The organism is Sphingomonas sp. P4_G3 (genome assembly GCF_056401105.1).
Genome location: NZ_JBFUJZ010000012.1, coordinates 22259 through 34166, shown reverse-complemented (window position 1 = coordinate 34166; position 11908 = coordinate 22259). Strand labels below are relative to the sequence as shown.

At 66.0% G+C, this 11908-nt stretch carries 15 protein-coding genes; 4 read left to right on the top strand and 11 right to left on the bottom strand.

The genetic code is table 11. From position 1 onward, the window contains the following. Nucleotide 1 precedes the first annotated feature (1 nt). The 4 genes from AC1DQQ_RS20250 to AC1DQQ_RS20235 all read right to left on the bottom strand — a co-directional run bounded on the left by AC1DQQ_RS20250 (nt 2) and on the right by AC1DQQ_RS20235 (nt 2153). A complete protein-coding gene (locus tag AC1DQQ_RS20250; protein WP_478032421.1) occupies nt 2-340 on the bottom strand; it encodes a P-II family nitrogen regulator in 339 nt (112 codons plus the stop codon). 142 nt (nt 341-482) lie between these two features. Then, on the bottom strand, nt 483-698 hold the full coding sequence (locus AC1DQQ_RS20245; protein ID WP_478046577.1) for a putative signal transducing protein: 216 nt from the start codon (nt 696-698) through the stop codon (nt 483-485). Beyond that, the gene (locus AC1DQQ_RS20240; RefSeq protein WP_478032423.1) at nt 695-1276 is read right to left on the bottom strand and encodes a pyridoxamine 5'-phosphate oxidase family protein; all 582 of its coding nucleotides are present in this window, start codon (nt 1274-1276) and stop codon (nt 695-697) included. Before AC1DQQ_RS20240 ends, AC1DQQ_RS20245 begins: the two co-directional genes overlap by 4 nt. Before the next feature lie 157 nt (nt 1277-1433). Continuing rightward, a complete protein-coding gene (locus AC1DQQ_RS20235; RefSeq protein WP_478046576.1) occupies nt 1434-2153 on the bottom strand; it encodes an AraC family transcriptional regulator in 720 nt (239 codons plus the stop codon). A gap of 142 nt (nt 2154-2295) precedes the next feature. On the opposite strand from AC1DQQ_RS20235, the gene AC1DQQ_RS20230 reads away from it, so the two are divergent. Beyond that, nucleotides 2296-3645, top strand: coding sequence for a DUF1552 domain-containing protein (locus AC1DQQ_RS20230; RefSeq protein WP_478046575.1), 1350 nt, complete (start codon nt 2296-2298; stop codon nt 3643-3645). A gap of 33 nt (nt 3646-3678) precedes the next feature. On the opposite strand, the gene AC1DQQ_RS20225 is transcribed toward AC1DQQ_RS20230, so the two are convergent. The 5 genes from AC1DQQ_RS20225 to AC1DQQ_RS20205 all read right to left on the bottom strand — a co-directional run bounded on the left by AC1DQQ_RS20225 (nt 3679) and on the right by AC1DQQ_RS20205 (nt 7431). Continuing rightward, a complete protein-coding gene (locus AC1DQQ_RS20225) occupies nt 3679-4623 on the bottom strand; it encodes a DUF5996 family protein (protein ID WP_478046574.1) in 945 nt (314 codons plus the stop codon). After that, entirely contained in the window at nt 4620-5147 is a 528-nt protein-coding gene (locus AC1DQQ_RS20220; protein WP_478046573.1) for a dihydrofolate reductase family protein, read from the bottom strand. Before AC1DQQ_RS20220 ends, AC1DQQ_RS20225 begins: the two co-directional genes overlap by 4 nt. A 90-nt stretch (nt 5148-5237) precedes the next feature. Beyond that, nucleotides 5238-5723, bottom strand: coding sequence for a hypothetical protein (locus AC1DQQ_RS20215; protein WP_478046572.1), 486 nt, complete (start codon nt 5721-5723; stop codon nt 5238-5240). Next, a complete protein-coding gene (tldD, locus tag AC1DQQ_RS20210) occupies nt 5720-7147 on the bottom strand; it encodes a metalloprotease TldD (RefSeq protein WP_478032430.1) in 1428 nt (475 codons plus the stop codon). The genes AC1DQQ_RS20215 and tldD overlap by 4 nt, the downstream gene beginning before the upstream one ends. Nucleotides 7148-7197: 50 nt before the next feature. Then, nucleotides 7198-7431 (bottom strand): zinc-finger domain-containing protein, encoded by a 234-nt coding sequence (locus tag AC1DQQ_RS20205; protein ID WP_478032547.1) that lies wholly within the window; start codon nt 7429-7431, stop codon nt 7198-7200. Nucleotides 7432-7515: 84 nt separating this feature from the next. On the opposite strand from AC1DQQ_RS20205, the gene AC1DQQ_RS20200 reads away from it, so the two are divergent. Further along, nucleotides 7516-8136, top strand: coding sequence for a hypothetical protein (locus AC1DQQ_RS20200; RefSeq protein ID WP_478046571.1), 621 nt, complete (start codon nt 7516-7518; stop codon nt 8134-8136). On the opposite strand, the gene AC1DQQ_RS20195 is transcribed toward AC1DQQ_RS20200, so the two are convergent. Next, nucleotides 8129-8695 (bottom strand): hypothetical protein, encoded by a 567-nt coding sequence (locus tag AC1DQQ_RS20195; protein WP_478046570.1) that lies wholly within the window; start codon nt 8693-8695, stop codon nt 8129-8131. The two genes, AC1DQQ_RS20200 and AC1DQQ_RS20195, sit on opposite strands and share 8 nt — an antisense overlap. Before the next feature lie 86 nt (nt 8696-8781). Between AC1DQQ_RS20195 and AC1DQQ_RS20190 the strand changes: the two genes are divergently transcribed. Then, nucleotides 8782-9708 (top strand): ABC transporter ATP-binding protein, encoded by a 927-nt coding sequence (locus tag AC1DQQ_RS20190; protein ID WP_478046569.1) that lies wholly within the window; start codon nt 8782-8784, stop codon nt 9706-9708. On the opposite strand, the gene AC1DQQ_RS20185 is transcribed toward AC1DQQ_RS20190, so the two are convergent. Further along, entirely contained in the window at nt 9705-10127 is a 423-nt protein-coding gene (locus AC1DQQ_RS20185; protein WP_478041289.1) for a nuclear transport factor 2 family protein, read from the bottom strand. The two genes, AC1DQQ_RS20190 and AC1DQQ_RS20185, sit on opposite strands and share 4 nt — an antisense overlap. A 95-nt stretch (nt 10128-10222) precedes the next feature. On the opposite strand from AC1DQQ_RS20185, the gene nadB reads away from it, so the two are divergent. Beyond that, nucleotides 10223-11809: an L-aspartate oxidase gene (gene nadB, locus AC1DQQ_RS20180; protein WP_478046568.1), complete on the top strand. Its 1587-nt coding sequence runs from the start codon at nt 10223-10225 to the stop codon at nt 11807-11809. The last annotated feature ends 99 nt before the right edge of the window (nt 11810-11908 follow it).

Genomic DNA, 11908 nt, shown 5'->3' with positions numbered 1-11908 from the left:
CTCAGAGAGCGCTGTCATCGGTTTCGCCGGTGCGGATGCGCACCGCCTGACCGACGTCGAGCACGAAGATCTTGCCGTCGCCGATGGCGCCGGTGTTGGCGGATGCCTGGATCGCCTCGATCACTGCGCCAGCCATGTCGGTGGCGCAGGCAACCTCGATCTTGATCTTCGGCACCATGTTCGTGCTGTATTCGGCACCGCGGTAAATCTCGGTCTGGCCCTTTTGTCGGCCGAACCCCTTCACCTCGGTCACGGTCATACCCGCGACGCCCACGCCCGACAGTGCTTCGCGCACCTCGTCGAGCTTGAACGGTTTGATGATGGCAATGACGAGTTTCATCGCGCCCCTTTCCGTTTTGTCCCGGAATGCTGCCTCGCAAGGGGCGTGCCAGAGTCGATTTCACGTGTTTACAAGCGGAATCGCGCAATGAAATGTTACGGAGACGTTAAAATTTGTGCAGCCGCGAAGGAGTGCTTATTTTTCAGGCAGAATCATCTGCCCATTCTTTAAGCAGCCGCTGCGCCAGCGCCAGATCGTCCTCGTCGACCATTACGCGCACCGGGATCAGCCGGAATGATCCCTCGGCCATGTGCGTGCCGGCGTCGAACGCGATCGCCGGAATGCCTTCGGATTCGAGCCGGCCAACGATGATATGTGCTTCCGGGTACGAATAGCCGCCGAGTTCGACCAAGCTCATTGCTGTTGCTGTTCCTGCTGCTGGTTCGGGGGCGGTCCCATTGTCGGGTTGCGCACCGGCAGGCCATCGATGCTCTTCAGCCGCACCGCATATTTGGCCTGGCGCACTTCCTCGCCATATTGGCGGTGATATTTGCTCAGCGTGTCGCGCTCGCGCTCGAAGCTCATATGCGGGACGCCCCAGCCGCAGCTGGTCTGGACCTGATCGATCTCGATGACGAAGATCTGCCGCGTGCCGGGGAGCAGGTCGAAAGGCCGGGCATGCTCATTCCAGTCGGCGTCCTGCGGCAGCACCGGGCGGCCGTGGCCGTAGAGGCGCAGGATCAGCGCGGGATTGTCGAACGCGCAGAACATGATCGTGATGCGCCCATCGGCGATCAGATGCGCATTGGTCTCGTTGCCCGACCCCTGGACGTCGAGATAGGCGACGCGATTGGGGGACAGGACGCGGAACGAATCCATTCCCTTGGGGCTGAGGTTGACGCGCGCATCCGCCGCGGCGGTGGCGACGAAGAACACAGGCTGACGCTCGACGAAGGCGATATGCTGGTCGCTCAGCGCATCGAAGAATTCGGCCATTCTCTATCCTGTCATCCCAGCGAAAGCTGGGATCTCAAGCCGTATCATATGATTGCATGAGACCCCAGCTTTCGCTGGGGTGGCGGTCTAGACCATTCGCAGCAGCCGCATCCGATCGGCCCGGCCGATGAGTGCGCCGGATTCCGCCCCGGCCCCTCTAGCGCGTGCCCCGATCAGGCGCAGCGAAATAGGCCGTCGGCGTGGCCCCGAACGCCTTGCGAAAGGCGACGGTGAACGCGCTCGGCGTGCTGTAGCCGGCGTCGAGCGCGACCGCGGTGACGCTCTCCCCGCCGCCGAGCGAACGAACCGCGTGCATCAGGCGCGATTGCTGGCGCCAGCGGCCGAGCGAAAGGCCCGTTTCTGCCAGAAAGAGCCGTTCGATCGTCCGACGGCTCGCCCCCGCGTCGCGGCAGAGGGATGCCAATTGAGTTTCGGCGCCCGGCGCGACGGCGAGCCGTTCGGCCACGCGCCGCGCCCTGACGTCGGACGGCATCGGCAGTTCGAGTGCGAGCGTCGGCAAGGCGCGCAATTGATGCGCGAGGAGCGCGCCGACATGGCGGTCGGCGCCATGCGCGCAGGCGTGCAGGATGAGCTCCTTGACGAGGTTGGGGACGCCGACGACGCAGCATTTGCGCGGCAGCCCAGGAATGCGCGCGGGCCGGAAATAGAGCGTCCGCATGGCGACCTGACCCGACATGGCGATGGCATGGGGGATACCGGCGGGAATCCAGACCGCGCGATGCGGCGGCGTAACCCAGGTCCCTTCCGCGGTGCGCACGGTCATGACGCCCGACGAGGCATAGACCAATTGATCGCGGTCGTGTGCGTGCGTCGCGATCGTATCGCCCGATGCATAATCCCGCGCGAAGCTCGTCACCGCCGCTTCCCGTCCGGCTCTCTCGGCTCCGAGCGACGATTGGCGATCATTCGACATCGATTGTCGATTTATCGAAAGATTGCCGAAGGGAAAAGCGTAGCATCGCCCCGGTGCCGACGAACCGCGTCGGAAGGAGTCGATGATGTCGGTTGTTCGAGGCGTATTGCCGCGCCGGACCATGCTGTGCGGGATGGGCGCCGCGGTGGCCTTGCCGTTCCTGCATGCCATGGTCCCGCTCAGCGCGTCGTCGGCGGCGCGCGGTCGGCCGAGGCAACCGCGATTGCTCGCGATCGAGATGGTGCACGGCGCGGCGGGCAGTACCGTTTATGGCCGCGCGCGCAATCTCTGGTCGCCTGCCGCCGACGGGTGCGGGTTCGCGTTGACGCCGAGCCTCGCGGCGCTGGCGCCGTTTCGCGAGCAGGTGACGATCGTCAGCAATACCGAATTGCGGCCCGCCGGATCGCTGTCGCCCGCCGAGGATGGCGATGGGGTCGATCATGCGCGCTCGTCCGCCGCCTTCCTGACCGGCGCGCATCCGGTACGAAGCGCCGAAGGCAAGATCCATGCGGGTGCGTCGATCGACCAGATCTTCGCGCGGTCGCTCCGGGGCAAGACGCGGGTCGGTTCGCTCGAACTGACCGTCGAGAGTCTCGACGAGCCGCCCGATCCGATCTGGCCGCAAGGCTATAGTCCCGCCTATCGCCACGCCATCAGCTGGGCAGACGCGCATATGCCGGCCCTGCCGGAAGTGTCGCCGGGCAAGGTATTCGCCAAGCTGTTCGGCGCAGGTCGCGGCGGTGCCGCGAACGGCGCCAGCATTCTCGATACCCTGATCGATCCCGCGCGGCGGCTGCAAGGCGATCTTGGCGGCGAGGATCGCCAACGGCTCATCGCGCATCTCGACGACATTCGCGATCTCGAGCGGCGGATTCGCGATTTCGAGATCGCGACGCATGCCGATCCGAGCGGCCGGACGGGCGATCCGCCCACATTCTCCGAACATGTGCGCATTCTCGGCGATCTGGTGCGGCTGGCGTTTGCGAGCGACCTGACCCGTGTCGCGACGATCAAGCTCGGGCTGGATCGCAGCCAGCGCATCTATCCCGAAAGCGGCGTGACGACGCCGTTCCACGCGGCTTCTCACCATCGCCAGGAGCCCGAGCGGATCGACGCCTATGCGCGGCTGAACGCGTTCCACGTCGGCCGGGTCGCCGACTTGATCGCGGGTCTCGAACGGACCGGCGACGGAGAAGCGAACCTGCTCGATCGGTCGCTGGTGCTTTACGGCAGCCCGATGGGCGATTCGCATGTCCACGCCCATGACTTCCTGCCGGTTTTCCTGGCGGGCCACGCCGACGGCGCCTTGGCGGGAGGGCGACATATGGTCTGCGCGCCCGGGACGCCTTTCGCCAATCTGCTGCGGACGACGCTCGGCCTGCTCGATGTGCCGGTCAGGCGGGTCGGCGATAGCGGCGGCGTCCTGGCGGTCTGATCCCGACGGCGGACGGCGACAAATGCAGGCCGGTCAGACCATGCGCGGCACCCGCGGGTGGCCGAGCGGGCATTCGAGGGCATCGCGGTCCCACGCCGCCAGATCGGCGGCGGCGTCATAGGTCGATTGGCAGAAAGCGAGCAACGCGGCGTCGGGATCGGGCGCGGCGCGAACCGCGGCGTAGGGCAGGATGAACTCGCGCATGTCGGCGTTCCACGCGGCCTGTTCGGGCTCGACGGGTGCCGCGGCATAGCCGGCGGGTTCGGGATAGGCATAAGCGTAGAAAGCCGCGTGCGGGAAGGCGTCGCTGCCCGGCCAGAAGCCGACGCTGGCTTCCTCATGGCTGTACGCCTCGCAGGCGACGTCATCGGGCAGGCCCGGCATGCCGCCGGGATGTTTCGGCGCGGAGCGACCCGAAAAGCGCGTCGCGGCGAGGTCGAAGCTGCCCCAGAACAGATGGATCGGGCTCGCCTTGCCGAGGAAGCCGGTGCGGAACTGGTAGAAGACGCGGCGCACATGGATCAGTGCGCGCCAGAAATCGCGCGCTGCCTCGGCGTCATACGGGCGCTGCTCGCGATCCTCGGCGAAGCGCGGATAGCCAGGCATCTCGCTCGGGCTGCCGTCGAAATCCGACGCGGCGCCCAGCGCCTTAAGCGTCGCGACGACCTCGCCATGGAAATCGGCGATCGTCCCCGCCGCCAGCTTGATCGATCGAGTCACGCCGTCGCTCGTGGCGAATAGTACTTCGTCGCCGATCAGGTCGAAGTCGATCTGCAGGATGCGGCTCCCGCACGGGATCGCCGAGGTCGTCCAGCCGCGCGCGGTGAGGTAAAAGGGGACGTGCCAACTATGGTTGAGCCACGGCGTCAGCGCGAGCCGGACCTTGCCGACGATCTGGCAGCGCAATTGCAGCCCGATCGCGGTCTCGCGCCAGGTGGCCCAGTCGAGCTGCGGCCAGTCGCTATCGGCGGCGCTCATGCCTGGCCGATCCTGTATTCGCTTTGCACCAGCCCGCTCGGATAGGAGCGGGTCGCGATGTGGCTGAGGCGGATGTCGCGATCGAGCGACCCGAACAGCGGAATTCCCTCGCCGATCAGCACCGGAACGCGGGTAACGATAAGGCGCTCGATCACCCCCGCGCGCAGAAAGCGCTGAATCGTGATCCCGCCGTCGATATAGAGATTGGCCGCCCCGTCGGCGGCGAGGTCGGCGATGATCGTGGCGGGATCGCCGGCCCGTTGCTCGACCCGGCCGCCGCGCACCACCGACAAATCGAGCGGGCGGCTGCTCAGCACGACCACGCGCTTGTCGCCATAGGGCCAGGGATCGAAGCCGAGCACGATCTCGAACGTGTTGCGGCCGATCACGATCGCGTCGACGCCGGCCATGAATTCGTCATAGCCATGCGGTTCGCCGCCGCCCGCGGGCAGCCAGTCGAGCCCGCCATCGGCGCGCGCGATGAACCCATCCACGCTGGCGCCGACAAAAACCGATGCTGTCATCGTCACCTCCGCTGCCCCGTGCTCGCCATCCCTGATATGGCAGGGGGTACAGTGTCGCGCGATCCGCGGTAAGCCCTCCGACCGATGCGGTCATCCGATCGGCGTCGCGCCGGTTCCATAATCGAAGCCACTCGCGGCCAAAGCTCGCCAGCGCCGCTGACGATGGCGGTAGAAGACCAGCGCGAACAGCCAGGCGGTGAACGTGCCCAGCCCGGCATGGATTTCAACGGTGTCGCGATAGTCGGTCCGGCCGTCGGCGCGCGGGGTGAGCTCGATCATGTGATCCCACATGCGGATGCGGTCGCCGCTGCCATTGTCGCGCATCCTGAGGACGCCGTCGCCGCGGTCGGGCGGGAATTCGATGCCGATATATTGCGTGCCGATCGGAATCCGCTCGAACAGCATCAACCGATAGAGGTAGCGGCCGGTTTCCCAGCGCGCGGGCGGGACGGCGGGATCGATCGGAACGAAGGCCTGGAGCGGCGAGGCGACATGGTCGAGCGCCGCGGGCTTGCGGACCTCTTCCCACACCCGCTCGGCAGGCGCGTCCAGGATCGTCGCGACGTCGATCCTCACATCGCGGTGCCGCCGACGGTCAGCCCGGAGACCAGCAAGGTCGGCTGGCCGACGCCTGCCGGCACGCTCTGCCCGCCCTTGCCGCACATGCCGACGCCTTCGTCGAGCGCGAAGTCGTTGCCGATGCCGGTCACCTTGGTCAGCACGCTCGGCCCGTCGCCGATCAGCGTCGCGCCCTTGATCGGCGCGCCCAATTTGCCGTTCTCGATCAGATAGGCCTCGGTACAGCTGAACACGAACTTGCCCGACACGATGTCGACCTGTCCGCCGCCGAACGATTTGGCGAAAATGCCTTTCTTGACCCGGCTGAGCAGCTCGGCGGGATCATCCTTGCCGCCCTTCATGAAGGTGTTGGTCATGCGCGGCATCGGCGCGTGCGCGAACGATTCGCGGCGGCCGTTGCCGGTCGGCTCGACGCCCATCAGCCGCGCGTTGAGGCGGTCCTGGATATAGCCCTTGAGGATGCCGTCCTCGATCAGGATATTCTCGCGCGTCGGCGTGCCTTCGTCGTCGATCGATAGCGACCCGCGACGTGCGTTGATCGATCCGTCATCGACCACGGTGACGCCGGGCGCCGCGACGCGCTCGCCGATCCGGCCGGAGAAAGCGCTGGTGCCCTTGCGGTTGAAATCGCCTTCGAGCCCATGGCCGATCGCTTCGTGGAGCAGCACGCCCGGCCAGCCCGGCCCGAGCAGCACGGTCATCTCGCCGGCGGGGGCGGCGACCGAATCGAGATTGACCAACGCCTGCGCCAGCGCCTCGTCGATCGCGCGGTTCCAGGTCGCGGGCTCGAACAGCGACTCGTAGAGATAGCGCCCGCCGATCCCGAACGTGCCGGTCTCGCGGCGGCCGTCATGCTCGACCACGATCGAGACGTTGAGGCGCACCAAAGGCCGCACATCGGTCGCGGTGAAGCCGTCGGGGCGCACCACTTCGATCACGTTCCACGACCCCGACAAGCCGACCGAAACCTGGGCGACGCGCGGATCGCGGGCGCGCGCGGCGGCGTCGATCGTCTGGCACAGGTTCACCTTGTCGGCGAACGGGATCAAATCGAGCGGATCGGCATCGGTATAGAGGTGGCGATTGGTGTGCTGCGGCGGCGGCGCCTTGGGGCCGGTCGACGGATCGATCAGCGCCATCGTCTCCGACGCGCGCAGGATGGCGGCCGCGCTGATCTCGTTTGCATGGGCAAAGGCAGTGGTCTCGCCCGACACCGCGCGCAGGCCGAATCCCGAATGCGTGTCGTAGCTCGCGGTCTTCAGCCGCCCGTCGTCGAACCCGAACGCTTCGGACCGCGCATATTGCAGATAGAGCTCACCATCATCGGCATGGTCGAGCGCTGTCGCGGTCAGCCTTTTGGCCTCTTCGGGGTCGAGCTGGTCACGGTACAGGAACTGGCGGGGGTCGGCTGGGCTGGTCATGCCGGCCAATATAGGCAGGCATTGGCCTGTGTCACGCTGCTGCGTTGGCCTTAAAGTGAAGCCCCCGCCGGATGGTCCGGAAGTTCGCTCTGGTCGGCGCCATCGGCCGGGCCGCCGATCAGCACGAAGCGGCGGTCGCAATAGCCGCAATCGACATAGCCGGCCTCGTCGATCTGCAGGAACACGCGCGGATGGCCCAGGGCTGCGCCGCCCGGAATGTCGGTCGCGCCGTCGCAGGCGACGCGGGGATGGGAGACGCGGATGGTTTCGGGCGGTGCGATCATGCTGGCGCGATAGCAAGGCGCGTCGGGCGCATCAATCTCTCCTGCTGCCTTGCCAAGCTCGACCCCGCGACGCACGATAAGGCCATGATCCTTGTAAAGCTTGCGGCGATCGCCGCTTTGATCGTGGCGGTCCCGGCCGCCGCCGTTCCCCAAGCCGCGACCAAGTCCGCCGCCAAGCCGGCGCCGGGCAAGCCCGCCGCCAAGGCCAAAGCAAAGCCGAAGGCGAGGACCAAACTCCCGCCGCCGGCGCTCAACATCGCGGAAAAGGACGGGTTCGGCGTCATGCAGGTCGCCGCGGCCGACGCCGCCGCCTTCATCGCCGCCTGGAAGATTGGCGATGGCGCCAAGAACGAAACCACCCGCACGGTCGCCGACAAGCCGCTCTTCACCATGTTGATCTTCCGCGGCTGCAAGGCCGATGCCGACGGCAAGTGCGACATCGTCGCCGATTTCGTGATCAATCGGCCCGACGGCACGGTCAACGAGGATAACAAAGGCGTCGTGGTGTGGAACAAGGCCGCGCCGACCGATCCCAAGAAGCCGATGATCGGCGACGGCGCGCTCGGTTACGGCGTCGATTCGGAAGGGCCGTTCGGCGATTATCGCGTCGTCGCGACCGTGACCGACAAGGTGGCCGGTACGTCGGTCACCACCGAACAGACGCTAAGCATCGCCCCCGCCTTGGCTACCCCGGCAGTCAACTGAGTTCGACGGCGAAGGCCATCGTCACGACTTCGGGATCGTCCGCCCAGTGGTCGCCGGGCGCATGAAGCATGTCCCAATACGCCTGAAACGCCCGGCGCGGGTCGAGATACCGGCCCCCGACCGAGCCGGGCCAGCGCCACAGCAGGCCGGCAAGCAGGGGAATCGCGCCTTCCGCCCGCGCCTCCATTCTAGTCATCTCGCGCAATCGTCCCGGTCGCACCGAGTCCACTGCCAGTGTCAGCCGGGTTGCCCAGTCCGGCATGTACATCGCGCCGATCCACTGGCTGTAGCTGTCGGTCGGGCGCCGCCCGCGCTCGTGGCGGCCGTCGCGATATTGCCGCCAGCCGTCGGCGAACACCACCAGCTCCGCGCGGCGGCGGTCGGTCGCGTGGAGCCTGCCGCCGACGATCCGCGCCGGGATGCATGCCTCGCGCACCTGGATGCGATCGCCGGGCGCGACCGAGGCCAGCGGGCTGTGCGTCGGCACGCGCATCTCGGTCTTGCGCCCGGTCAGCAATGCCATGGCGATGCCGGGGTCGGCGAGGACGAAGGCGCTCATTCTGGGAATGCTCTAGGCGCAACGATTGCGCGGGCATAGCAGCGCCGAGGCTTGGCGGAGCGGGTTCGCGCGCCTAAGTCCCGGCTATGACCGACGCCGCGATCGTAATCGACCAGCTTTGCAAGACCTATGCGGGGGGCAAACAAGCCCTGGACGGCGTCAGTTTCGAGGTGCCGCGCGGATCGGTGTTCGGGCTGCTCGGCCCCAACGGCGCGGGCAAGTCGACCTTGATCAACATCCTCGCCGGACTGGTCAACAAGACCGGCGGCAAGGCGGAGATCTGGGGCTTCGATATCGACGAGCATCCGCGCAACGCCAAATATTCGATCGGGATCGTCAACCAGGAGATCACCTTCGATCCCTTCTTCACCCCGCTCGAGACGCTGGAGATCACTGCCGGCCTGTACGGCGTGCCGAAGAACAAGCGCATCTCGATGGAATTGCTCCGCGCGGTGCACCTCGAGGACAAGGCCAAGGCTTATTCGCGTACCTTGTCGGGCGGCATGAAGCGCCGGTTGATGGTGGCCAAGGCGATGGTCCATTCGCCGCCCGTGCTTGTCCTCGACGAGCCAACCGCCGGCGTCGACGTCGAACTCCGCCAGCAGCTCTGGGCTTATGTCCGCCAGCTCAACGAGCGCGGCGTGACGATCGTACTGACGACGCATTATCTCGAGGAAGCCGAGCAATTGTGCGACCGCATCGCGATCATCAATCACGGCAAGGTGATCGCCAACGAGCCGACCCGCGACCTGATCGGCATGGCGCAGGAAAAGGTCGTCGCGGTGACCGTCGATCGCGATATCGCGATCACGCCGCAAGCGAGCTGCTTCCAGAAGGTCGAGCTGAAGGGCGATCGCGTGCTCGAAATCACCTATCGCAAGGATCTCGCCAATGCCGGCCAGGTGCTCGATGCGGTGCAGAAGGACGGGTTCGCGATCATCGACGTCTCGACCAAGGAGCCCGATCTTGAGGATGTGTTCCTCAATCTGACACGGGCGTCGAACCTGGCCTAAGTGTTTTGCAAGGCGGCGAGGGCCTCGGCCGAGGCGCGACCCGGCTCGGGATAGCTGCTGAACCGCGCGAAGACACGCCATGCGCCGTCGCTCTCAAGGCGCCAAAGGTCGGTCAGCCAGAACGCGCCCGACCGGTCGTGACCATCGAGCTCCGCCTCCTGCTCGGCGATCGAGGACATCACCGCGAGGCCTTCTCCGATCGCGCGGACCTGGACGTCGCGATAGGCGAAGCGCGAACAGCGATAGCGGTCGCAGGTCGCCAGCCATGTCTGCCGCGCCATCGGGCGCGTTGGAAAAGCCGAAACGGTGAGGGTGAAATCCTGAGCCAGGCTGTCTTCGAGTATCGCGCGGTCAAGCGTCACCCATGCCTGCATCCAGCGAGTCGCGGCGCGCTCCACTTCCTGTGCCGGATCCCCCATCACCCTCTCCTCACCGGCCGACTGTATCACGCGGCGGAATTTGCAAAAGCGCCCGTTCCGCGACTAGGCCGGTTTATTCCGCAGCGGAGACCCATGTGACCGACCCGCATACGTCCGACGTCCTGATCATCGGCTCCGGCGCCGCCGGGCTCACCGCCGCGCTCAACCTTGCCGACCGTTTTCGCGTCACTGTGCTTGCCAAGGGCGGGCTGGCCGAGGGGTCGACTGCCTGGGCGCAGGGCGGGATCGCCGCGGTGCTCGAGCCGGGCGATACGTTCGACAGCCATATCGAGGATACGATGATCGCCGGCGCGGGGTTGAACGACCGCAAGACGGTCGAATTCGTCGTCGAGAACGCGCCGCGCGCGATCGAGCGGCTGATCGAACTCGGCGTGCCGTTCAACAAGGAAGGCGGCGACCTCCATCTGACGCGCGAAGGCGGGCACAGCCATCGCCGCATCGTCCATGTCAACGACGCCACCGGCTGGGCCGTTCAAGAGGCGTTGCTCCACGCAGCCCAGGCGCACGACAATATCACATTGGTCCCCGACATGGTGGTGGTCGACCTCGCCACCTCGAAGCATGAGCAGCGCTATTCGGGCGCGGGCAATATCTGGGGCGTCTATGCGGTCAACCGCGCGACCGGGCGGGTCGAATTGTTCACCGCCAATGCGACGATCCTGGCGACCGGCGGGGCGGGGCGGACCTATCTGTTCTCGACCGCGCCGCGCGGCGCGACCGGCGACGGTATCGCGATGGCGTGGCGCGCCGGCTGCCGCATCTCGAACATGGAGATGATGCAGTTCCACCCGACCTGCCTGTACAATCTCGACGTCAAGAACTTCCTGATCACCGAGGCGGTGCGCGGCGAGGGCGGACAGCTCAAGATTCCCGAGACCGGCTATCGCTTCATGCCCGATTTCGATCCGCGCGCCGAACTCGCGCCGCGCGATATCGTGGCGCGCGCGATCGACCATGAAATCAAGCGGCTCGGGCTCGATTACGTCCATCTCGACATCAGCCATATGGGCGCCGAGTTCGTCACGCACCACTTCCCGACGATCTATGAGAAGCTCAAGGGCCTGGGCATCGACATGACGAAGGAGCCGATCCCGGTCGTGCCGGCGCAGCATTATACCTGCGGCGGGATCGTGATCGATCTCGATGGCCGCACCGACTTGCCGCACCTCTATGCTGCGGGCGAGTGCACCGAATCGGGGCTGCACGGCGCCAATCGCCTGGCGTCCAACTCGCTGCTCGAATGTTTCGTGTTCGGTGAGGCCTGTGCCCGGCACATCAACACGCATTGGGACGATCTGCCGCCACCGCCCGCGATCCGGCCATGGGACGAAAGCCGCGTGACCGATTCGGACGAAGAGGTGGTGATCAAGCAGAACTGGACCGAGATCCGCCGCTTCATGTGGAATTATGTCGGTATCGTCCGCACCACCAAAAGGCTCGAACGTGCCGCGCACCGGATCAAGATGCTGACCGGCGAGATCGAGGATTATTACGGCCATTTCCGGGTGACGCCGGACCTGATCGAGCTCAGAAATCTGCTCCAGACATCGGACCTGATCGTGCGCTCGGCGCTCCATCGCCACGAATCACGCGGGCTCCATTACACGCTCGATTATCCCGAAACTTTGCCGGTGGCGGTCGACACCGTATTGGTCCCTTAAGGGAATCCACGGATTCTCAGCGGGTTGGTTGCTCGCTCCGCCGCTTTTCAGGTGCGGTTCATCGCGGAGACCCTATATCAGGGATTCCGCAACCGTTTT

Coding starts and splice junctions, on each gene's coding strand:
- AC1DQQ_RS20250 (WP_478032421.1), bottom strand. CDS start 340: ATGAAACTCGTCATTGCCATCATCAAACCGTTCAAGCTCGACGAGGTG.
- AC1DQQ_RS20245 (WP_478046577.1), bottom strand. CDS start 698: ATGAGCTTGGTCGAACTCGGCGGCTATTCGTACCCGGAAGCACATATC.
- AC1DQQ_RS20240 (WP_478032423.1), bottom strand. CDS start 1,276: ATGGCCGAATTCTTCGATGCGCTGAGCGACCAGCATATCGCCTTCGTC.
- AC1DQQ_RS20230 (WP_478046575.1), top strand. CDS start 2,296: ATGTCGGTTGTTCGAGGCGTATTGCCGCGCCGGACCATGCTGTGCGGG.
- AC1DQQ_RS20225 (WP_478046574.1), bottom strand. CDS start 4,623: ATGAGCGCCGCCGATAGCGACTGGCCGCAGCTCGACTGGGCCACCTGG.
- AC1DQQ_RS20220 (WP_478046573.1), bottom strand. CDS start 5,147: ATGACAGCATCGGTTTTTGTCGGCGCCAGCGTGGATGGGTTCATCGCG.
- tldD (WP_478032430.1), bottom strand. CDS start 7,147: ATGACCAGCCCAGCCGACCCCCGCCAGTTCCTGTACCGTGACCAGCTC.
- AC1DQQ_RS20205 (WP_478032547.1), bottom strand. CDS start 7,431: ATGATCGCACCGCCCGAAACCATCCGCGTCTCCCATCCCCGCGTCGCC.
- AC1DQQ_RS20200 (WP_478046571.1), top strand. CDS start 7,516: ATGATCCTTGTAAAGCTTGCGGCGATCGCCGCTTTGATCGTGGCGGTC.
- AC1DQQ_RS20195 (WP_478046570.1), bottom strand. CDS start 8,695: ATGAGCGCCTTCGTCCTCGCCGACCCCGGCATCGCCATGGCATTGCTG.
- AC1DQQ_RS20190 (WP_478046569.1), top strand. CDS start 8,782: ATGACCGACGCCGCGATCGTAATCGACCAGCTTTGCAAGACCTATGCG.
- AC1DQQ_RS20185 (WP_478041289.1), bottom strand. CDS start 10,127: ATGGGGGATCCGGCACAGGAAGTGGAGCGCGCCGCGACTCGCTGGATG.